This window comes from Heyndrickxia ginsengihumi, from assembly GCF_011008565.1.
GTDB classification, from domain to species: Bacteria; Bacillota; Bacilli; order Bacillales; family Bacillaceae_C; genus Weizmannia; species Weizmannia ginsengihumi.
In genome coordinates, this window is record NZ_JAAIWK010000037.1 from 1 (window position 1) to 22,533 (window position 22,533).

Annotated in this window: 15 protein-coding genes and 2 pseudogenes; 4 read left to right on the forward strand and 13 right to left on the reverse strand. The window is 33.7% G+C overall.

Annotation, left to right across the window (positions count from 1 at the left end):
* Nucleotides 1–222: 222 nt before the first annotated feature.
* Nucleotides 223–708, reverse strand: a complete 486-nt coding sequence (locus G4D61_RS16410) for a DinB family protein (protein ID WP_163174437.1) — start codon at nt 706–708, stop codon at nt 223–225.
* A gap of 553 nt (nt 709–1,261) precedes the next feature.
* Nucleotides 1,262–1,819 (reverse strand): TetR/AcrR family transcriptional regulator, encoded by a 558-nt coding sequence (locus G4D61_RS16415; RefSeq protein WP_163174439.1) that lies wholly within the window; start codon nt 1,817–1,819, stop codon nt 1,262–1,264.
* Nucleotides 1,820–1,960: 141 nt separating this feature from the next.
* On the opposite strand from G4D61_RS16415, the gene G4D61_RS16420 reads away from it, so the two are divergent.
* On the forward strand, nt 1,961–2,719 hold the full coding sequence (locus tag G4D61_RS16420) for an SDR family oxidoreductase (RefSeq protein WP_163174441.1): 759 nt from the start codon (nt 1,961–1,963) through the stop codon (nt 2,717–2,719).
* A gap of 162 nt (nt 2,720–2,881) precedes the next feature.
* Here the strand turns inward: G4D61_RS16420 and G4D61_RS16425 are convergent, their stop codons facing one another.
* The 8 genes and pseudogenes from G4D61_RS16425 to G4D61_RS18645 all read right to left on the reverse strand — a co-directional run bounded on the left by G4D61_RS16425 (nt 2,882) and on the right by G4D61_RS18645 (nt 11,110).
* On the reverse strand, nt 2,882–3,835 hold the full coding sequence (locus G4D61_RS16425; RefSeq protein ID WP_367613793.1) for an NAD-dependent epimerase/dehydratase family protein: 954 nt from the start codon (nt 3,833–3,835) through the stop codon (nt 2,882–2,884).
* A gap of 72 nt (nt 3,836–3,907) precedes the next feature.
* Nucleotides 3,908–4,639: pseudogene (locus G4D61_RS18640) on the reverse strand (IS30 family transposase).
* A 143-nt stretch (nt 4,640–4,782) separates the two neighbouring features.
* Nucleotides 4,783–5,280: a kinase gene (locus G4D61_RS16435; protein ID WP_163174445.1), complete on the reverse strand. Its 498-nt coding sequence runs from the start codon at nt 5,278–5,280 to the stop codon at nt 4,783–4,785.
* Nucleotides 5,281–6,716: 1,436 nt separating this feature from the next.
* Complete coding sequence (locus G4D61_RS18385; protein WP_268978391.1) at nt 6,717–6,845, reverse strand: hypothetical protein; 129 nt, start codon at nt 6,843–6,845, stop codon at nt 6,717–6,719.
* A 100-nt stretch (nt 6,846–6,945) separates the two neighbouring features.
* On the reverse strand, nt 6,946–7,536 hold the full coding sequence (locus G4D61_RS16440; RefSeq protein ID WP_163174447.1) for a hypothetical protein: 591 nt from the start codon (nt 7,534–7,536) through the stop codon (nt 6,946–6,948).
* 54 nt (nt 7,537–7,590) lie between these two features.
* A complete protein-coding gene (locus G4D61_RS16445) occupies nt 7,591–8,274 on the reverse strand; it encodes a hypothetical protein (protein WP_163174449.1) in 684 nt (227 codons plus the stop codon).
* Between the two features lie 353 nt (nt 8,275–8,627).
* On the reverse strand, nt 8,628–10,151 hold the full coding sequence (locus G4D61_RS16450; protein WP_163174451.1) for a protein kinase domain-containing protein: 1,524 nt from the start codon (nt 10,149–10,151) through the stop codon (nt 8,628–8,630).
* A 508-nt stretch (nt 10,152–10,659) separates the two neighbouring features.
* Nucleotides 10,660–11,110 (reverse strand): annotated as a pseudogene (locus G4D61_RS18645) (copper amine oxidase N-terminal domain-containing protein).
* A gap of 1,384 nt (nt 11,111–12,494) precedes the next feature.
* On the opposite strand from G4D61_RS18645, the gene G4D61_RS16460 reads away from it, so the two are divergent.
* Genes G4D61_RS16460 through G4D61_RS16470 form a run of 3 tightly spaced genes read left to right on the forward strand, consistent with a single transcriptional unit; the run spans nt 12,495 to nt 14,170 of the window.
* Nucleotides 12,495–13,265 carry a rolling circle replication-associated protein gene (locus tag G4D61_RS16460; protein ID WP_163174453.1) on the forward strand — a complete coding sequence of 257 codons (771 nt, stop codon included), beginning with the start codon at nt 12,495–12,497 and terminating at the stop codon, nt 13,263–13,265.
* Nucleotides 13,249–13,452 carry a helix-turn-helix domain-containing protein gene (locus G4D61_RS16465; protein ID WP_163174455.1) on the forward strand — a complete coding sequence of 68 codons (204 nt, stop codon included), beginning with the start codon at nt 13,249–13,251 and terminating at the stop codon, nt 13,450–13,452. The genes G4D61_RS16460 and G4D61_RS16465 overlap by 17 nt, the downstream gene beginning before the upstream one ends.
* Entirely contained in the window at nt 13,436–14,170 is a 735-nt protein-coding gene (locus tag G4D61_RS16470; protein WP_163174457.1) for a hypothetical protein, read from the forward strand. The genes G4D61_RS16465 and G4D61_RS16470 overlap by 17 nt, the downstream gene beginning before the upstream one ends.
* 152 nt (nt 14,171–14,322) lie before the next feature.
* On the opposite strand, the gene brxL is transcribed toward G4D61_RS16470, so the two are convergent.
* The 3 genes from brxL to pglX are packed head-to-tail and all read right to left on the reverse strand — an operon-like array spanning nt 14,323 to nt 22,527.
* Nucleotides 14,323–16,377 (reverse strand): protease Lon-related BREX system protein BrxL, encoded by a 2,055-nt coding sequence (gene brxL, locus G4D61_RS16475; protein ID WP_163174458.1) that lies wholly within the window; start codon nt 16,375–16,377, stop codon nt 14,323–14,325.
* 18 nt (nt 16,378–16,395) lie between these two features.
* The gene (gene pglZ / locus G4D61_RS16480; RefSeq protein WP_367613792.1) at nt 16,396–18,987 is read right to left on the reverse strand and encodes a BREX-1 system phosphatase PglZ type A; all 2,592 of its coding nucleotides are present in this window, start codon (nt 18,985–18,987) and stop codon (nt 16,396–16,398) included.
* Nucleotides 18,988–19,026: 39 nt separating this feature from the next.
* Nucleotides 19,027–22,527: a BREX-1 system adenine-specific DNA-methyltransferase PglX gene (gene pglX, locus G4D61_RS16485; protein ID WP_163174460.1), complete on the reverse strand. Its 3,501-nt coding sequence runs from the start codon at nt 22,525–22,527 to the stop codon at nt 19,027–19,029.
* Nucleotides 22,528–22,533 lie beyond the last annotated feature (6 nt).

Genomic DNA, 22,533 nt, shown 5'->3' on the forward strand with positions numbered 1-22,533 from the left:
TAACAACATTCGGATTCATGGAACACTTGGCTATTTAACACCAATCGAATACAAGAAAAAGACCTTATAAAAATTGTCCAGTTTAGTGTTGACAATCCAAATAATTACAGGGTCACTCTCTTTAAGGAACCCTCTACTCTTCCTTTATACCATTCTTTCTTAACACATTTTGCTTAAAATCTAATGCTACCTTGTTTCATTTTTAGTTTTAAGCTATCTTCCTTACGAATTTTGTATTCTAAGAAATGTAATGTAGTCCGTTGATGTTCCTTGGTAGCCCAATTGTCTAATCATGGCTGCAAGATTGCCTCTATGATAAGTCCCGTGATTGACGATATGTTGAATCAGTTCGAATAACGTTTGGGTAAAGAGTTCCCCTTTTGTATTCTTGTATGAAACCATTCTTGTAATATCGTCTTCTTTTTGAAACATAAGTTTATACTTCATTTTAAGTTCACTCAATGCTTTCTCTACTTCAGCTACGGTCTGGAAGGTCCATTTTTGAATCTTACTCGGTTTCTCCTTATTTATTCTAGACAACCAAACGTAATCCACTGAAATGATATGACCAAATGTTTCAGCTAGAGTGGGAAATACACTTTCCACCTTTGTATGAAACAATTCTGAAGGGAGTGTTTTTAAATGACTGATAAGCTGTTGATTGGCCCATATATGGTAACGAACTAATTGTTTTGCTAATTCATTCATCTGATTTAACCTCCTGGTAAGTAGATTTTTAGTCTGAAGAATCCATCAAACCTAATATTATGAGCACATAGAAATAAAGCGATGATCCATAATCCTATTTTTCCACCTACATGATGTTTCATTGAAAGCCCCACTTTTCATTAATCTTAAGGTCCATTCTTTTGCAACAACAGTCGAGACCCGCTTTGAATTAATGGAGCTGAGTACTTAACAGCTTCATTAAAGAGGAAAACTTTTAAGCCCCCCTGTTCGATCACTTATTTTCAAGGAAATTATACCACGTTTTCAGTGTGATTTATCATTTAATTCATTAAATTCAGAATATTATTCTAGACCTGCTTTAACTGCGGCGCTACTTTTTTAATGCGTGGGAATGACAAGAAACCGTAAAAGCTGCAGTTGGATTTGGGTATAAACAATCGAATATCAGTAAACGAATTAAAAGTTTCAAAGATGTGCCTGGAGTACAAAAAATAACAGGAGATTTAGTTAATTTAGGACACGATATAAGCTACATCATTTCCTCAATGTTTTCTTTTCTCAAGAATCCAATTTATTTCATATTTAAAAATTGAACGAGCTGATTATTTAAATAGCTTGGACTATAAGAAAAATCATTTTGATACCAATGAATAATCATGCCAATAATGGCATTTGCTTGGTAGGAACAATAGAGTTGATAGTTGATGCCTTCTTTAAAGGACATCTCTTTATCCTGAAGGAACAAATGATTTAATTTCTCGAACAATAAATAATAGTACCTTAAAGGGACCTTTTTTGAAAAAATAATGCGATAGAAAGATTTATATTTTTCGATATGATGAAAAATACGGATCGTAGAAGGTTCTAATTCACTCGTTTTTAAAACCGATACGTGTCGGTAAGGTTCTTGATAAGAACGTGCTAAATCAGCTGTAATTTCTTTGAAGTACTCCTCAAATAAATCTTCAATTTGATTATAATGCAAATAAAATGTACCACGATTTATTTTTGCCTTTCTACAAATTTCCGAAATTGAGATATCTTCCAGCGCTTTTTCGTTCAATAACTCTAGCAATGTATTATGTAATGCTTCCTTTGTTTTCACAATACGTAAGTCGATCTGAGACATTTTTTTCACCTCTTATTAAACACATCTCCTGCTTTGTGTTAATTATTGAACATATATCGTTTTTTTGCTTATTGTAAACGTTTACTATTATGTATTATAGTTTTTATTGAACAAATGTACAATAAAAGGAGGAGCCTTCGAATGAGACTAAAAGACAAAGTAGCAATCGTTACAGGTGCCGCATCAGGAATGGGAAAAGCAATTGCGGAAGGTTATGCAAAAGAAGGAGCAAAAGTTGTTGTATCGGACTTAAACTTAGAAGGTGCTCAAGCAGTAGCAGAAACTATCAAAGCATCAGGCGCAGAAGCCATTGCTGTGCAAACAAACGTAGCCTCCGAAGAAGACGTAGAGCAGTTATTTGCTGAAACAAAGAAAGCCTTTGGAAAATTAGACATACTTGTTAATAACGCTGGCATTATGGATGGAATGGAACCTGTTGGTGAAATTTCAAACGAACGGTGGGAAAAAGTATTTTCTGTTAATACAGTAGCTGTCATGAAGTCAATGCGCATTGCCGTAAACTTATTTTTAGAGCAAGGTTACGGTACAATTGTTAATAACATTTCTGCTGGTGGATTATACGGCGCACGTGCTGGTGCTGCATATACCGCTTCTAAACATGCCGTCGTAGGACTAACAAAAAACACTGCATTTATGTATGCGAATAAAAATATTCGTTGTAATGGAATCGCCCCTGGAGGTGTTAATACAAATATTGGCTCTACAATGACGAACATGAGTGAATTTGGTGCAAGTCGCCAAGCATTAGGAATGGCTATTAATCCACGTTCCGGAGAGCCAGAAGAAATTGCGAACCTAGCCATCTTTTTAGCCTCAGATGAAGCAAGTTTTGTGAATGGACAGATTATTGCCGCAGACGGCGGTTGGACAGCTTATTAACTTATCCAGTTAAAGGTCGCTAATGATGCGCGCCCCAAAGGTTAGACTAAAAATCTATAACTTTTGGGGTTCAGTACAATATTATTGGTCTTGGATGTTGTTTATTCAATAAAGCAACCAGTAGGTGAATAAAATTTATTTTTATAAATAAAATTGTTTCTGTTAACAATAATTTGATACTCTTTCTAAATCCTTCATTAAATGAAACTGTTCTTTAATATTTTGTTTTAAAAACCATTCAAAACTTAATTGAAGCCCTTCCTCAATATCTATACACGGTTGAAGCAAGTTATGCTCTTTTAGTTTATTTATATTCATCAAGTAGGTAATATCCCTAAAAGGAAAAAATTTTCTAGGTAGTACGTCAAGTTCTTCCATATCTTCTTGGCTTATACCTAAAATTTTCGTACGTTTTGAAACTACTCTTTGTACTATCTCAACAAATTCTATCCAATCAAACTCTCTTGGATGCGTTAAATTATATGCTTCTCCAATGGTTTTATCATTTGTTATTGAATCTAAAATAATGCCAACCACATCATTAATATGAATAAACTGTGTTTTTGATTTACCTGTATTTGGAACAGGTAATGGTTGCTTATTTAAAATTCTTTGAAAAAAATAGGACTCTCGATAAAGGTTGTTTCCTTCACCATAAATATATGAAGGACGGAATATGACCACTGGAAAATTGAATTTTTTGTTCAATTCAAAAAGATAATCTTCTGCTTCTTTTTTTTCAAGTCCGTAATTGCCCCAATTTGCGTTTTTACCTCGTTCACTATTTTCATCAAGGTGTTTTTCAGATGGGATATAAACTGCCCCTGAACTTAAAAAACAGTAACGCTTTATTTGAGATAACTTTACCGATCTTAATAAACTTTCTACATCCTTTCGTGAATAAGCTGAAATGTCAAATATATAATCATATTGAATCTCACTTAAACATTTTTTTAATTCATTCTCATTCTGTCTATCACAAATATGATGTTTATTATAGCCTTGAATAGTTACTTCTTTAATTCCTCTGGTTAAAAAATCTACTTGATATCCCTTCGAAATTAACCCCTTTAGAATTGCCAAGCCAACAAATTCAGTACCACCCATGACTAACACTTTTTCCAATCATATCACCCTAATTATAATTTTTATCTATGTTTAAATATATCATAATTGTAAATATTGTTTTTATTTTTTTACATTTTTATAAATTAAGTGCAACGGTTCTTCCTGAAACGCCTCGTGTGTAGTTTTCGATCCAAGGCATTTTCTTGGAAGATTATTGATTAAGTTTAGTGCTTTGTTCAATTCATCTAGGCAACTTTTCATGAACAGTTTTACTGTTTTTTCCATTGATGTTGCTGAACGATTCAGAATTAAAATTCCTTTATACCATTGTGTTTTGCGTTCAATGAAAGTTGCTATACAGCCCTTTACCTGACCACAGCTAGACACAACTGTATCTAACTCCCAATGTCCAAGATTTCACGTTTACGAACTTCTTTGGTGCGTTTTCAAATAGTTGTACCGATATTAAAGCGGCCTTTTGTTTCACGAGATTTTTGATGCTTTCCCTTTTGGCGTAGAACAGTCATGGGTACTTCTAATAGACTATCGTAAATCCAACGATAGATTGTTTTAAAACTTAGCTGTCCTTGATACAATCGACTTACAATTTGTTCGGGTGACCAAGTATCTCGTAACTTTTTTTGAACCACTTGTTTTAACTCAGGAGTACATTTTTGATTTAGCTCCACAATGAGATTTATTGGATCGATAACGTGCATGTGCAACTGTATAATCACCATTTCTTTTTAATTCACACGAAATAGTAGATGGTTGTCGGTTTAATTGATTCGCAATTTTTCTAAACGAATATCCCAGTTCGAGTAATGTATCTATTTTTGCGCGTTCTGATATGGTAAGAGTGTGTAGCTCATAACGATTTCCTCAGTTCAAATGTTGTGTGATAACTACATTTTACATGAGGTCGTTATGGGCTTCTTTTACTTTATCTTAGGTGTTGCACTTAAGATTACAATTCGTCATTTCAAATCAAATAATTACTTTTGCAGTTGATTTATAATCAGTTTCAACACATCGTTCTGTGACATATCATTAGTCAATAATGTGTCTCCATCTACGCCAAGATAATCGTTTGGATTCCACCAAGCACGTAAAGAATCTTCTCCAAATTCCATCTTTTTCGAACGAGAGTTGTGACGATTGACTGTTTCCTCAAAGGATAAATCAAAATAATAAGTATATGTCTTTTGGTTATAGAACTGGATTAAGTTATTCAGCATTTCACCATAACGACTTTTATACAAAATTCCTTCTACAATAACAAATTCACAATTATCTTTACCATATTCTGCGATTTGACGGATCAAATCAATTGAAAGGTTCCCTTCTCTATCGTGAACTTTCAACATTTCACGGCGAACGACATCCTGAGAAACTAATAGCGTTCCATGCCCCAAATGATTTTGGAGGTTTTTCGCAGTCGTTGTTTTTCCACTACCAGAGTTTCCTCGTATGATAATTAGCTTAGATTCCATATTCTCCCCCTAAGCATTCTAAATGCCTTCTATTTATATAATCTTCCAGTGGTTATAACACAACCATTTCTTACTTGATTCGATATAGAAATTAATTATTCCTTCCCTTCAACTCCTGCCACGGCCGGTTCAATAAGACAATACTTTTTGGAGTAAAGCACCTATCCTTTCACATTCTAACTTTAAGATTAACTAGCTTGGGTCTTTTGTAGGGGGAAGGTTAAACTCTTTTTCTAGTAACTTGTAAAAAAACCGATAATTCATTTCTGTAGTATTGGATTGTTTGAGGCCCTAGATTTCTAATTAAACAACCATTAACAAATAAAGAAGAAGCCGTTTGAAAATCAATATCCTTATTTACTTTTGGTGTATTAATGATTGATAATTATTACTTAACAGACAATTCATTTGTACGCCTCACTATTTGTTATTCCTCCTTGTTCAATGACAGGTACACGATATTTTTATAAGAATCGTATTGTGATAAATAAAAAGCACTCCTTACAATTTGTAAGAAGCGCTGATTTGACAGCTTTGTCATACTGTCTATAATACCGGTGGTCGGGGTCGAAATAGCGTAGAAACCATTGATATTATAAGGTTCTACGCTATTAGTGTGTAAAATTTGTGTAAAATAAATAGACAGATATTATTACCTGATTATTTTAATTAAATTACCTATTAAACCTTACTCTTTTATGTTTCCATGCTCAACGTGTGTAGGGTTTATGTGGCACACATGAGGTGCTGACGATTTTTGTAACATGTAAAAAAGCTACATAACAAATGACCTAAAACAAAAAACCCCCATTTAGATGGTGCTAATTGGGAATTTCCATTCGAATTCTTACGAGATTATTATTTTTGATAAAAAATAATTAAATGAATTCATTTGTTAATCACTTAAAGAAATATTTCAATTTTCTGGATATGTCGTGTTTGGTTATACCACAGCTCCCATCTGAAATGGCTGATCTTTCTAGCATAGAAAGTAAGAATGTAAAAATATCCTCTAACAAAGAAGTACCTTTTGAATTAAATACTAACTCTTACAGAAAAATATGGGGAGAAGTTGTTTATCTAAGTGCACTGACTAAAAAGGAATTTGTGAGATATTTAAATCTTATTACCATTCCATAAGAACTGAACTATATGATTCAACTTTAGCAACACTCAATCTATTGCATAATAAAGCCGAAACTTTAGAAGTTGGATTTGTAGTTTCTCATGAAAATTCATTCCACAACACTGCCTCCCACACGGAGGAGATCCAAATGATAAAATATTAGCAATCTTGCAATATTACCCACCATGACAAGTAAAGATCTCTATATTTGAGTTCTTTGCATTATTATTTCTGTAGAAATTTTACTTTATGTAGAATTAACATGTTTTGATGAAACATTTGAGTGATTTTAATCATAGGAGGAGCATCATTAATGCTCCTTCAAATAAAAAAGTCCACCTGTTTTAAGGTAAGTCCGCTCATGGTATTCAATTAAAGCACCCGTTAGCCACCCATAAAGCAGGTCATCACCATGGAAAATGCAAGAACGATCCTTCATGGTTATTCTCCTTTAAATTTTATTTTGAATCATATAGACCCTCGTATGTAGGGGCTGTTTCAAAAATAGATGCAACTTTCAGGCCGCCTTTTGAATCAGCTTAACCCTTTACTAAATTACTCGCTGCATTGTGAGCACTCCTGTAAAACGGATTGAATTTCCTTTTTTCTACTGGTAAATAATTAATCTGAAGTTTTTCACCATACCGAGCTTTCTTTAATTTATATAATTGTCTCAACTCTTTTCTGACCTTTTGGAGTTCCATATTCTTTTTGAAAAGTATTTCCTCCCCTAACATCCGTTCTATGTCTATTAGATCTGAATAGACGACTATTTCCGAACATGTCCCTTTATACTTTTCAAAAAAGTTTAAAGCAAACATGATTCCTTTTATTTCGGCATACCAGGAGGGAACATTTTCCCCATATAAGGGAGGCTGTACATATTGTTGTTTGACCACAATAAGTCCATTCGAAATATAAGAACAAGCTACCCCTATTAAGCTGTGATCATTTTTAATGGAAGCATCACAGTAAACACTTAAGGTTTCTTGGTCATAATATTGTTTTAATACCCAGGACTTTAAGTCCTCCGGCACATCTAAATGTGTCCTATAATTCTTCCAAAAATCAGGTGGAGCTCCAGCTCTTTTTGTATTGCCCTTGGGTTTCATAAATAGTCCTACCTTCATAAATGAATACAATAAGTAAGCTTACTAATTGATGAGCTTGCTTATTGTTATAATTTAACTATGTGTTCTTGCAAAACTTCTGTACCAACTATTAACAGAGAAGTCCAGCATAGGTGTGGACTTTTCAGTCATCCTGCATGCATACTTCCGTTCTAAAACATCGGTAATTTCTTCTTCTGTCAGCTCTCCCAAATAAAGAGAATGATAAGCTTCATCTATAATCCAAAGGATGTTTGCTGCTATATATCGAATCATACTTAGAGCATCTACTGACGAAATAGTTTCTTCATATGCAATCGCATTGATAGAAACAAGCGATTGTACCAAATCAGATAAAATATGATGCCTTATCCTAGATAGATCACCAGCATTAAAGTTGTTTCGATAACAGGAACCTTCTTCTTTCTCTGTTATTCCCGATTGAATAAAAGAAGCTCTTATGTTGTGTAATGTATCTTGTATAAATTCCAATTGGCTACATAGTGCATCCAGTGTCATTGTTGATCCTTGTCCATTAATCAAAGCATTTAGCCGATCGGATTCCTGAAGGTCTAATAGGGTATTCAGCTCCTTATTAATCCAATAAACACTTTTTTTATCTAATTTACTCCCCCTATAATCCCCACCATAGTAACTTGCTTGAAATATAGATTTAAGATAACTGACATCGATCAAAGCTACATTTTTTTCGGTAAATGCAAAATCTTTAAGTACTTCATTATGTTTTTTTATTATCAAGATATTTCCCTCCCTAGTCTATATTCATATCTACGATAGCACCTTTTATATAAATGGTAAATATTGTAATGCATTACATTTTTGTAATTATACGAAATTGTATTTGGCAATTAAAAAATGCTGTTTATGACAGTATGTTTTTTTAATATAAAAAAGCCAAAAATATGCATAAAATGAATGAAAACTTGCATATTTTTGGCTTGTTCATAATTTGTGATGTTGAAGAAAAGCGTCCGATTGTGGAAGATGGAAAATACAAAAGACAAGCAAAAGTAGTTCCTGTTTTATCAAAAAATAAGCCCTTGTTAGTTGAAATTCAATTTAACTATAAATACCTAATAAAACTTTTAGTATTATAATCTATATACCACTTCTTCATGCTTTTTCTTTCTTAAATCTCGTATCAATTGTGCAACTGTATTCTCGTTCACTATTCCTTTTTCTTGAAATTCATCTAAAACACTATCATTTTGCCATATTATCGAACAGTGATACTGAGTGCCAATGAAATAGTATTTATAAGTATTTGACCTATCGTGTTCTTCTACTTCGAGTTCTCTAAGACTATAGACTTCATCCTCAATTTCTATGTATCCTGAATTCTGGTGATAGCCATGAATTAAATGTTTATTATTTACTATTAGTGCATTATAAGTTTCTTCTCCATCAATAATAAAAGGTTCATTTTCTTCTGTTTCAAGCATGATTAAATCATCATAAACACTATCGGTAAACAGCCACATCCCTCTTATTTTTATTTCTCTATAATCCAATAAAATCTTTTTATTACCCAAATACTTTAATTTACTGAAATCAGAATTTCCTATTCCAGTATTAAACCAAAGCTTGCGTTTAAAGGATTGTTTATTGATATTTTCAACTAGCCTTTTTATATATTTTTCATCTTCGACAAATTGTAGACCCCTAGAGACAGAAGGGCATGTAGCTCGAATTACATCATTTAATAAATACATCTCTTCAAAGGGGTCAATTTCTCTTCTAGCTTCCTTAATTTGTTTAATATGTTCAAGTATCTCATCAATACTCTGGTACCTTTGTTCGTGATCGTTATAAAGGCACTTATTTAATACTATTTCAATAACTTCTGCCTCGTCTGATTGAAAGATATCAGTAACTTTACTTCTATTTGTTCCTCTATGGGTTTCTCCAAATACATACCATTGGCATACTTGGCCTAGAGCGTAGATATCCATTGACGGGGCTGGAATAGCACCTTTCTTTGCTTGTTCAGGAGCTGAAAACTCATAGTTCGCTAATCTTTCCTTCCTTTCAGTTTTTGCCTTTAATGTGTATAACTCAGGATTATAGTTAGCAATCCCAAAATCAGTTAAAACAAAGTCAGTTTCTTTAGTCACTAGTATATTTTCAGGCTTAATATCTCTATGTATTATTCCTTGTTGGTGTATTTTTTTTAAAGCGTTAAGTAAAAATTTAAATAATTTCAAAAAGGTCTTTTCACTTATTTCTGAAGTATTTCTTAACTCCTTTAGTGTCTTGTCGTACCTTTTCATAATAATGGCTGGAATTAAATAACCATCTTCAAACTGAATTTCTTCATAATTTATATAATTAACGATGTTAGTGCGATCTTCTATTAGATTTACGTTAAAATATTCTGCCTTAAAACGTTCTAATTTACTCGATTTTGTATCCTCTACTAGAAACTTTATTGCAACCTCTTCATTGTTTTGAATTCCAGCATAGACAAGCCCATTACCACCTTGACCAATTTGCTTTAAATTTGAAACTTCCCCTAATGTTAAAGTAATAGAATTGTTTTTATTCTTGATAATACTACTTATTCTTCTTCTGTTTTCATCTGCTCCAACCTTTGAAATTTTACCTACTTCAGACATTTTATCCTCCCGTTTCACCAAAATAATTAGTAAACATCTACCTTTTATTAACTACTATCCTCTTTAAAAATGCAATATCCATATTAGCTTCTCTTATTCAAGAATCTGGCCCGTTTGTTGAACAATAGTCATTTAATGTGCATTAGAAGTAGTTTAGTACACTTTAGAGATTTTAATTGTTCAGTAATCACATTCAAAAACGCAGAGAAGAAGATACCTCAATTGATGTAAAAAAAACTAAAAGTCGATGCTTGAATCGTAAATAATATATATAAAAATAGCATGGTTTTCACAATCAATTACCAGGCTATTTTTATTTTATTGGATTTTTAATAAATATCTATTTATTTCTACCAACATGAAGAGTAATAGCTCCATCAGCAGAACTGTATGTTGTAGTTACATTTCTTCCGTTAGCAGTGAATTGCTCTGGAATGTCGTTACTATTAAAGTAATTCCAAAAGATTTGTACCAGGGTTTAAACTCCAAGTAGATTTCAACTCTGGTGCTACCAACCGTCAGGGTAAACTTTTCCCGTTTGTTCTTTTACTTCCCCGTCAAAAGTGATGGATACCAATGATTGATTGGCAATCCAATCAACCTTGCAGCCAAGAGATTCACTCACAAATCGCAAAGGAACTAACGTACGTCCATTTATTGATTTTGCGGGTACATCTAAATTCTTTTTAACCCCGTTGATTGTTGCTTGTTTGACTTAATGGCAATGAAATCGCTAAATCTCCTTTTGTAGCCTTTACGGTTGATGTTTGAGCTACCCATTGTACATCAGCACCAACTACTTCAAAGATTGTTCGCATGGGGACTAATACTCTACCATTATCCATCATAGGTGGTTGATCAAAATATAGAGCTTGTCCATTGATTTCAACGCTGATATTCGATGATGCAAGTGCCTCTTGATTTCCAGATAAAAATGTAATCAGCAACCCTGCTGTCATGATGATTTTACTTAGATGTTTCAAAATGGCGCCTCCCAACTATGTATCATAATTTCACACTATTATTTCCTAGCATCTCTTATCATTAAACAATAAGCATCTACCACCACTGTATATTTTGGTCCTTCTTGCTGTTCGACTCCCCCCCAAATATCCCAAACAAGATACAAAAGCTCCAGAAGAGAACTTGTTCACACAATTTAAAAAAGTTGCCTACTAAAACAAAGAAGGCAACTGATATATCCATACTTCTAGCAATTTTATTAAAACTAAAAGATTTTTGCTCTATTATAATATAAATCGTGAATACACATGTTAATATGAGAAATGTTCAAAAAGTTGAATATGCACAATAAGAAGGTAGAATTCATTTCATTTTTATTCTGCTGTACTTATTAGAATGTGTAAAAATTTGAGTGCTAAACCATGTTCCCTTCTAGCATTTTCGTTCTAACTCGTTGACTGACTTCACTTTTTTCATAACGCCGGCGCCGCCGCACACCAGCAGACCCCGTGTTGCCTGTCGGCAAGTTCTATACATAGTGTGCCATATGTTTACTCCTACACTACCCCCATTGCATCAGAGATGGTTGCCGTTAGGTTGGTACTTTCCAAAAAAAGTGCAGACTTCCCCCAAGGACATATATTATATATGGTTGCACATGCTTATGTATGTTTTTCTTTACGTGAAAACTTTGCTCGTGTTTTCAACATGTACAGGTGAACAGCTGTGCATATGAAGCGAGCATGTTTTTTGAGGAGGTTTTCTTTTTCATTTGTTTGCTTATAGGCATGCGCATAAAAAAAACCCCTACATATATAATATATACCGGCAAAACTTGGGGAAATTCTACACTGTCACAAAAACGACACAAAACAGTCACAATTTGTTCTTATTTTTATCCCATTTCCCTTTATTCACACGAACAAATCTACCATCTATTCCTAAATTAAAAAATCAAAAAATCATTCGTATTCATTTCTTTCCTCTTAGGCGAAAATTAGCATGATTACAAACCCATGCTAATTTATGTTTATCTGAGTAACGCCTTACCTTCTAGCATTTTTATCCTGATTTAGCTAAAGGAATATATCTTTTTTCTAATGATTTCAAAACCTAGAGCTATTCGTAGAAATTATTAGAATCATTAAGCAAAGGATTAGCAGATGTTCCATATTCAATCGCTAGAAACTCTCTAATCTCTCTATAAAACATGTGCACTTTTTACATAAAAGATTACTAGCAATACAATATTAGTATGAACAAACAACCAAATAAACACCGGTGTAGGCAAGTTCATAAAGAGTCATTAAATATTTTGAACTTGATAATTAGGTATTAATTTGACGAAAAATTACTGCTTAACCATAAGGGGATATCATCATGACTAATTATGTAAAAGCAACTATCAGCAACAGATTAGTAGAAATCACTCAACAATCCAATTTTCCATTTATGAATAATTCATATTCAAGAGGAAGAAAACCCGCTACAAATCTCAACAGTGATCAATATTATGCAAATGTTAAGAAAAGCATCAATCGAGCTCGCAAACAGATTCGTAGATTGCTAGAGTGCAATTTTACCGATGAATATGCTTTTGTAACACTTACCTTTAGGAAAACTAGTGAATTCGATATTACTAACATCAAGACCTGCCATCAAAAATTTGCAGAATTTAAAAAGCGTCTTGATTATTATCTCCAAAAACATGGACAACCAAAGTTCAAATACCTAGGTGTTATAGAATTCCAGGACAAGAACCGACATGGAGCCATTCATTATCATCTGGTTTGTAATCTTATCAATATAACAAATGAAGAATTAGAGAGTATTTGGACCTATGGTTGGGCGAACAAGAAAAATACTAAATCTGATATAGAAGAAAATGAAAAAATTGCAAACTATTTAAAAAAGGGTATTACTGATCCTAGACTTAATGGAATGAAAAAATATTTCCACTCTCATGGTCTTAAAAGTCCTATCACTTTAGAAATTGACAATTTAGATGAGTTTTATGACGCTCTCGATAAATGTCAAACAACCTTATTGGAAGGTGATACTTATCATTCGGCGTTCTTAGGTGAGACCAAATACGAAAATTACTATGTTGAAAATGCAAAGGAGTTAATGGAATATGTACAAGACCTATGATAATTATCCAGATGTATTAAATGTAACCGACGTTCAAGAAATATTAGGAATTGGCAGAAAGCAGGCTTATGAATTAGTCAATTCAGGTGTTTTCCATGTAACCAAAATTGGAAAGCGCATCAAGATTTCAAAGCGGATTTTAATTGAATGGCTAGAAGGAGGCAATAGTTATGAGAAAGCAAACTAAATTAGTCGAATGCAGATCAACTGTTTTTATTTACGATTTTAAAAACCGCTCTAACATCGAGAAGATGCATTTTGAGAAGAATAATTTAATTGGTGAATTAACCCAAATAAAAAGGTTAATCCTTACCAATTTCGTTGACGAGAGATATCTGGCTACATTTACTCTTAGGATGCAATTGAGTGACTATGAAACTGCTGAATTTAAAATACAATCTTTTATTAAAGAGCTAAAAAAATCAAGTGGTCATTCAAGAGTTAAATACTTGGCAGTAGCAGAATTACCAGTTGATAAAAAAGACTCCATTGTGAAAATTCATCTTATAACAGATATTGAATTCTCATCATTAACTAGTTCGGTAAAAGGATTCGTAGAAAATGAGGAAGAATACTTTAGTAGCCTTTGGGGAGACTATGTTAATATTGAGATTTTTCCACAAGAAATATTACTATCTATAATAGATAATGCATACTGTCAATCATTAAAGAGCAGCCATTATACTTCGCTTACAAAAATTGTCTTCAAAAGCCGTTTGAAAAAACCAAACATTCTTTGGAATGAAGAGGCTGATGCATTTATAAAAATGAAAAATGTATTTGATTATCCTTATCATATTGGAGAAGAAATGGTTGATAAAGTTGGAGGATTTGTGAATGTAAATGTCTATTCACTTTATGACACTAGCTTCTTCACGGAGGAGTTAAAATCAAGGATCTTATAAATCTTGCAATATTTCCCTAAGTTTAAAACAAGGAACTCTGTATATGAGCTCCTTGTTTTTATCTTTTTCAAGCATTGTTATTAAAATGTAGAATAGTATTACCTGAATAATCATATTTACTTTCAGACTAATTATCATTGAATTTTTTCTCTTTAGCTTACACCCAAAGCCTTAAACACCGCATCAATGGGAGCTGCATAAAAGATTGGTTGAATTTTAATTAACAAATCCGATGGAACAGTCTGAAAATCCACAACCGATGAAGCTGGAATTAACACTTTCTTAGCTCCTGCATCCACACAAACCTGTAAAATGTTTGCCAATTCTTCTACTTTTTCAATCGTTCCTCCTACAGTCATGTTCCCTAAAACAACGGTACTTTCTTGCACAGGCTTCTCTAAAGCACCAGAGCATAAACCGATTAATTCAGCGACAGCTAATTGAGGGGTTAGACCTATTCCTTGAAGGTCTGCAATATGCATAAGATAGTCTTTTGTTTTAATGGAAATCGTACCGCTAATGCTTTTACTGTTAGCAGTAAAGTACCGATAGGCTGTATCCAAACTTTCTTTAACCGCTCGATTTGATCCAACACCCGATTTTTCAAATTTACCTGAACCAGAAACGACTTGATTTTCGAGTTTAAATACACCTATCATCCCAGATTCCCCGACACCTATCGTATAGACGTGTCCTGGTTTCCCCATTCCTTCGGGGATTAATTTGCCCCCGCCCTGCTCAGGGACAGATACATATTCTTCCTGCATGGATTCCTTATCAATATAGGAGAACATGACATCGTAAAATTCCATTCCTCCGATTTTCTTCAATTGCTCTTTTACACGTCTGCGGCCTTCAAGAGCATATTGAAGGACTTCCTCGACATCTTCTCTTGTGAATTCCCCATGAGGGTACAAGAGCTTCATCATACCTGATACTGTTTTTCTTACAGCAATGACATCACGTTGATTTAAGTTATTTCCGAGTTTGAAGAACTGATCAAGAGAGTCACCAAATGATCTTTTTCTCATTTCTCTAAAATACTCCGCTAAATAATCAACGATAAAGCCATAATGATCGGTAAAAAAGTCAGGTCTCATTTTCGGAATCTCCCAACCAGGAAGGTAAAAGTGCATCCGATCAAAAAATGCAGAGTCGTTATTCATTCCCTCTGGAAATGGAGCAAATAAATGAGAAGTTTTTATTAACGAGTCGACACTTTGGTTGATGTTCCCGACAAAAACCATTGAAGCTGATGCTGTTTTTTCTTCTTTTCCTCTGGCAAAAGAACCACTTGCCATATAATCTTTCATAATTTGGATTCCATCTTTGTCTTTAAACTTTATGCCTGCTACTTCATCAAATGCTACAACATCCCACATACCAACAAGACCAACTGATCTTGATGACATATTATAGAAAAGATTGGCTACTGTGGTTTGACCACCAGAAACTAATATGGAATTCGGACTGATTTCTTTGTAAACATGAGACTTCCCAGTTCCCCTGGGGCCGAGTTCACACATGTTATAGTTATTTTCAACAAGTGGAACAAGTCGTAACAGTAAATGCCATTTCACCCGATCATTTAATTGAGTAGGTTCCATTCCCGTAGAACGAATTAATATGTCAATCCATTCATCCTTTGAAAATTCCTTTCTTCCCTCAACGATTTCGTTAAGATCCATATTCGGCATTTGAATTGGCTTCAAATTGCTAATACTAAATGGACTCATATTCTTCTGCTCTTCGTCAAAGTAATAGTCCATTTTTAACATGCACCAGATACCTCCTGCCAGCAGTTTGTCAAACCCCTTCACATAATTGGAGGAAATGGGAACATCCTTTAATCCTAAATTAGAAAACTCTGCTTCATATGTGTCTCTTTTCGGGTTTAATCGAACAGTAATCTTATCAATAATAGAATACTGCCCAATCTCCCGAATTTTACTTTTTATCTTCTCTGCTTCATCAGGTCTTACAAAATTCTCAGAAAGGATTTTTTTTACCCTTGCAACCCCTTCTTTTATGCTTTCATCATCATCAGTAGCACAATACATCCCTAAAAGGTATTCAAGAACATAAACAGGTACGTTTGCTCCTTCTTTAATGAGCTTTGTAAGGTCTTTTCTCACAACACGACCTGCAAATACTGAATTTAGTTTTTTATCTAATTCCAAAGTATTCACTTCATGTACGTTCTCCAAAGGTTTCCCTCCCTTGTCTTAAAAATCAAAGTCGCTTACTATTCCCAAATTAATGGTAAACGGAATCTTTTCAAGAATTACTCCCGTTTCCACGTCTTTCACCGTCAAATAATAGTGCTTATTTTTATCATAAGAAATGGTTTTTAGGGCAAAACGTAGTTTAAATGTCCGTTCTTCTGGGTTTTCTGATGTACGATCACCAATTATTGTCTCCTCATTAGAGACAACAGCACCATTTTCATCTGCCATATAAATCATCACTGTTCTTGGCACAACCTTTTCCTCAACCTTTTCGGTTTGGAAGAAGGATAAATTGAATAAGCTGTTTGTGATCTTTCTCGTTGTATTGGTAAGTTTGATATCCACTTTTACGATTTCACGACTGTTAGCTTGTCCTCTTCGAATATTTTTGTATTTAATTAATGGGACTACCACTTCTTGAAGGCTTACACCGCCATGCACGAAGTTTACACCAGATCCTTGAATTTTAAAGCGAATCGTTGCTTTCGGAACATAGACATTTAGTTGATTCTCATTTTTAATGATTGAATCCAAGTTAATGTTGAGAATGCCATCCATTTGTCGCTTTTCTTTTGAAAGCATATATCTTCTTTTCACTTCGACTATCTGGATATCCTCTTTTTCAATTTTATCACTTTCCGCCAATGCCTCTCTTTGATAAACAAAGCCATGATCAGCGGTTATAAGAATATTGGTTCCAGATAAATCATCCCGAATGATCTTTATAAGGGTAGATATTTCTTCAATCGCTCTTTCAACTGCATCAAACGTATAAATTTCAGTTGAGGCTTTATCACCCATTGCATCAATAGTGTCATGATAAATGTAAATCAGTTTTTTTCCTTTAAAAAACTCTCTTCTGCCTGCCTTATTCATTGCAAACACTTCTTGTGCATGAACCGCAATGCTATCTGATATAGTCGATTCGATAATAACCTTGCGATTTTCAAGCCCGCTTGATGACTTACCATCCACTAAAACTCTGGCACTTTCATCAAAATCAATGGCTTTATGCGGTAATAAGGAAGCCATACCGAGCTTTGTAACAGATGGGACTACACTGAGGATAGGTTCTATTTCACAGGCTCCCATCGTCTCTGCGTTCAATTTTTCGGTAATTTCTACTCCAACTTCATAGCGTAGTGCATCTGATATTATCATGAAAATACGTTCACCCTTTTGAACCTTTGGAGCAACATATTGTCTATAAAAATGTTGCTGATTTATGATGCCAGGAAGCATCCAGTTATCCTTCATGTCTGATTCAATAGCCTGAGACCAATGTGAACTTAAATCCCCCATATACCAGTTTGTATAGAGGTTTTCCACCATAACTTTTAGCTTTTTCAAGATTTCGCTATTTGGTTCATTATCATAAGCAACATAAAACTTACGGTAATATGTATCCATGGCATGGTATTCATTTACATAACTTTTCCACATATCTATGGCTGAAACTTTAGGGATTCCAGATCTGTATTTTTTATAAAACTCATACATTTTTACGGTGTAGAATAATGCCTCATAAATAAATTGATACTGTTCATAGAAGTGCTTTACTCTTCTTAAATTAATGAGCTTTATGTATTCTTCATAATCCTCATGAGCGGCTTCCAGGCTATTGGCGATATATATGATGATGGCTTTATCAAAGTACGGAAAAGTATCAGCTTGTTTAAATGCCTCAACGGGTATTGAATTGATGATTGTAGCTAACTTTAACTCCTGCTCAATCAAAACTGCTAACTCATCATAATGGACGTAATCGGACTTGTGGTGCATCCAATGATCAATAAAAACTAACGCATTTGGCCTGTTTCTTTCAGCTATAAAACTTTTTACATTGGCTAAATAGCTTTCATCCATGGAATGACTTAATGCTGTTACCGTTAGATGCATAAATAAAGTCTTTAATGACTTTTCTTCCTTTTCATAGCCATAAATAGACGATACATATCTCCAGAAAACGCCTTTATCAAAATATTTTTCTATAAGTTCAATGTATTTGTTGTCTTGTTCAGAAAGGCTTTCAATCAGAACCGTCTTCAAGACGTTTTCGAAGTCAGGTGTCTTCAAGTTACATAAAATACTCATAATCGCTATTTCAATTGTTTCTTCTGTATAATTCTCGATTTGGTAGGACTTGAGTTTTTGAATGTGCTTTTTAATGAAAAACTTCTCATATTTCTTCACAACAGCACGAAGAGAAATATCAATGTTTAAATCATCCAATAATAATGAGATCTTATCCGCATAAAATGTTTTCGAATAGTAAACCGTATCAATAAGCCAATTATCTTCCACGCTAACATCTTCATTTGTATAGATAAGATAATGGGAGTTAATATCCTCTTCCTCAAGGAGATACTTTGTGTAAAAGTAGTTTTTATCCGTTAATAAATGGACTTTTACATTTGGAATAGATAATTGCTCAATTTCATCCACAAATTCCTTATCTTTATCCACCCAAAAGATGATTTTTCGCTTTTCACCATCATTGATTGGTTCATTGAACGAATTATTTAATGCCGTAATAATTTGGTTCAGGTTCAATCCCTTCACCCCTTTACAATAATCTTCATAAAACAAGGATACACCAATCATAATGGGTATATCCTTGTTACAGTATTAAATTTTTGCCACAAGCCCTTTAAACTTCTCAAAATTCACTGCCACACCATCATCCAAATCAATCTCTATTTGCATATCCGCCATATGGTGCAGCAATTCATCATACTCTTTCAGCTCTTCAATCTTTTTCTCCAGTACTTTTAATTCCTTCTTCGCATTGCTAATTTCCTTAGTTGAATAATCGCCTTCAATGATGCTCAACAAATCCTTCTTTTCAGCATCAAGACGGATTTGATACTCATGAAGATAATCGGTACGAATCCGGGATAGTGTTGTCTTATCATAACGGTGCATATAAATTAAGCAGTTAAAAGCCTTCTCTTTACCTGAAGTAAATAACCAATAGATTGGTCGCTTCTTGTAAACTTGTAAATGATCTTTATAGAAATCGTTCAAGAAATAACGACGTAACGCCTCCCTTGTGGTTTCATTGCTCTTTCTACCAATTACATTAGCAATGAAATCAAGATTTTCTTCAAGCATTTCCTCGCTAAACGTTACCCGCACGAAATCAACAAACCTTGACACAATATCATCTTCAAAATAAGCACCCGACGAAATTGGCAAAATATTATCTTCATCCACAGAGAATGTTTTGTACCGAGTTGGTTCAAACTCTCCACCTGCGTAAATGAGACCTTCTTCATCGAGTGAATAACGACCAAAGGCACAGCCGATAGCGTAGGAGATGAAGCTTTTTATATCTCTTTCTAAGTCAGCTTTGCGAATCGTTATATCCTTGTCTTCCAATTCAGGAGTGAAATCATTTTGAAGGGAATATTTTTCAATAAAAATACGATTAAGTTCTTCTTCATTTGTTTTGAGTTGGTTAAATCGTAACTTTGCTAACTGTACCCACTGATTAAAAGATGATTGAACGGTATCTGATTGGAACTTTAAAAATGGATGCTTTATGAAATTCCAAGAGGTTTCAAAAGAATCCCAATCATCCATAGATATACGTATATTTTGTTTAACAATCTCTTTTGATTTCTCATCATTCAATATTGCACTAGGTAGGTTATTGAAATAACCAATATGAAAATGCAGGGTTGGATTTAGAATTTTTATTATTGAGTCAAAAATCTTGTTATTACAAACTGCAAGTAATTGGTAAGCATCAATAGTTTCATTTGGAAAAGCTGAATGACCTGTAGAATCAAAAATAAATCCTTTATTATAATACCTAAAAGAGTTACTACTTGATGTTACATCTGACCATGAGACACTTTCTTTAAAATAATAACTCGGGTTCCTTATAACCGCTTTTTCATCATTAAAAAGTTCTTCCCCATCATTCTTCCAATTTATAACGTACTCTTGATTACCATACCACTTTCTATAAGCTCCTCCCTTATTATAAGGAAACCAAGTCTTACCAGAGTCTTTTGCTTCTTTTCTTGATGATAAATTAAATCCAATATCCTCATAATTGCATTCAAACCACATTCTAAGATACTTATTATTATTTGCAGTTGCACAACCCTGTTTTGCCTCAATAATACTACCCATACTTTCTGTTTCATCAAAGATACGAACAACCTCTTTACTAATCCAATAAGCAATCGGACTTCCTGGAATTTTGCTGAAGTTTTCTTGGTCAAATGTATAGCGATATGAAACAGATGGATGTTGAACAGCTTCCAACGTTTTAATAGGTTGATTTTCCGCTCCTCGAAAGTCAGAGAGTCTGACGTATTCTCCATTTAGTTTACTCCGATAATTTCGTAAAGTGAAAGTACAGATTGGCACTGTCGCCCCATCAAATCCAGAATATTCAAGTTGAACTAAACTACTAATTGTACGGTCATTAATAATTTTTTGTCTGAGTTTTTCATAAGAGGAAATAAACATCCATACAAATGGAGTCATAAGACCCATTTGGCCATTTTCTTTTGTTGCCTGAAAACTATATTCAATAAAGGATGAGAACAAATCCCCTTTAACATCTGGATAATTGCTCCTCAAATAATCTGTTACTTCTGGTGTTAAATATTTACTACCCGCATATGGCGGATTCGTGATAAAAACATCGTATTTTAAAGCTATAAGCATTGCTTGTTTAATTAGATTACTAAAAATACTTAATGTACGATCCTTCATTTCTAATTCAAACAAGTTGTCCGATTGTTGCTCGATTACTGTCAAACGTTGTCGTAGAAATTCTACATCATAAGATTCTAATTTTATGAGTGATCCTATTGCTTTTGCGTGTTTGAATTGGTCGATAAACCCCTTCATTTTATCAAAATGCTCACCAGATGTTTCACCTGCTAAAAATGCTATATCATCATCTGAGAAATTATTAGTTTCTTGAATGGATGCCAGATTCATTGTTAATCCTTCTCGCTCAATACTTCTTAAAAAACGGCTATTATACTCTAATGCCTTCATTACAAGAGAAAAACAAGCAAGTTGATACGCTCGATCATCTATATCCAGTCCATAAAGGTTATTTTCTATTATTAACCTTGGAATTTCTCGCTCCATATACCCACACTTGCTATATATCTCATACAACACATCAAACATATAGACAAGAATATGTCCACTACCCATGGCAGGATCAAAACACTTGATGTCCTCAACTTTCAGTTCTTTATTGATATAAGGAGCAAGTTTTTCTTCGAAATCTGGTTCAGGATTCGGGTTTTCAAGATAGAACTCCCAATTATCTAACAAATCTCTGTGTTCAGGATGGGACTCTATCCAATAACGCCCCAACGAATTTTGTACCATATAACGTACTATCCAATCAGGTGTAAAAAGCTGAGTTGCAAATGGGATTTCTTCTGTTCTGTACTTTTTCTTGGCTTTTATTACACGATCTTTTTCTTCCGCAATGTAATATTGATATAACCAACCAATGATTTCAACTTTAGTCCAATCCTCCTCTGGAATAAACTCTTTATCAGTCATTTGACGGATAAAAGAGTCCTTCGCTAATAATCCTTCTGGAAAAAGAATTTCAGTATAATCATCAATTGTTTCAAACATAAAAGGAAGAAACCGATTAAAGTCGTTACAATGTTTAATTATTAGATACTTAAATAATTCTTCCGTTTTATTGTTCAATTTCAATTCATACATATACTCTTTATCAAGTTCAACCTCTAAATCCAACTCCAATGCTTCATTTAACATATCTGGATCTGCACTACTTGGATTTGAAGACGACAAGACTCTAACACCTGTTGGAAGATAATCATTCACTTCCATATAACGTAATGCTGTAAAACGATTAAACCATGTATAAGCGACTTCCTCCATGACTTGTTTAAAACCAATTTGGTTGATTCGGGCAATTAATTTGTTTCTTTGAATTTTCTCTTCTTTTGAAAGCTGTCTGCCATCTATATAGATGGCATCTGAGCTTTCAATATCTGCCTTTTTTATGTTGTCTTCTGTTATTCCAATTTTCATTGCCTTTGCTTCTATTTTTTTTAGAAGCTCTTTTCTGGCACTTGTCGCAAAGGTTTTTAATGCTAATTTATTCATTCCGAC

Coding starts and splice junctions, on each gene's coding strand:
- G4D61_RS16410 (WP_163174437.1), bottom strand. CDS start 708: ATGAATGAATTAGCAAAACAATTAGTTCGTTACCATATATGGGCCAAT.
- G4D61_RS16415 (WP_163174439.1), bottom strand. CDS start 1,819: ATGTCTCAGATCGACTTACGTATTGTGAAAACAAAGGAAGCATTACAT.
- G4D61_RS16420 (WP_163174441.1), top strand. CDS start 1,961: ATGAGACTAAAAGACAAAGTAGCAATCGTTACAGGTGCCGCATCAGGA.
- G4D61_RS16435 (WP_163174445.1), bottom strand. CDS start 5,280: ATGGAATCTAAGCTAATTATCATACGAGGAAACTCTGGTAGTGGAAAA.
- G4D61_RS18385 (WP_268978391.1), bottom strand. CDS start 6,845: ATGAAGGATCGTTCTTGCATTTTCCATGGTGATGACCTGCTTTATGGG.
- G4D61_RS16440 (WP_163174447.1), bottom strand. CDS start 7,536: ATGAAGGTAGGACTATTTATGAAACCCAAGGGCAATACAAAAAGAGCT.
- G4D61_RS16450 (WP_163174451.1), bottom strand. CDS start 10,151: ATGTCTGAAGTAGGTAAAATTTCAAAGGTTGGAGCAGATGAAAACAGA.
- G4D61_RS16460 (WP_163174453.1), top strand. CDS start 12,495: ATGACTAATTATGTAAAAGCAACTATCAGCAACAGATTAGTAGAAATC.
- G4D61_RS16465 (WP_163174455.1), top strand. CDS start 13,249: ATGTACAAGACCTATGATAATTATCCAGATGTATTAAATGTAACCGAC.
- G4D61_RS16470 (WP_163174457.1), top strand. CDS start 13,436: ATGAGAAAGCAAACTAAATTAGTCGAATGCAGATCAACTGTTTTTATT.
- pglX (WP_163174460.1), bottom strand. CDS start 22,527: ATGAATAAATTAGCATTAAAAACCTTTGCGACAAGTGCCAGAAAAGAG.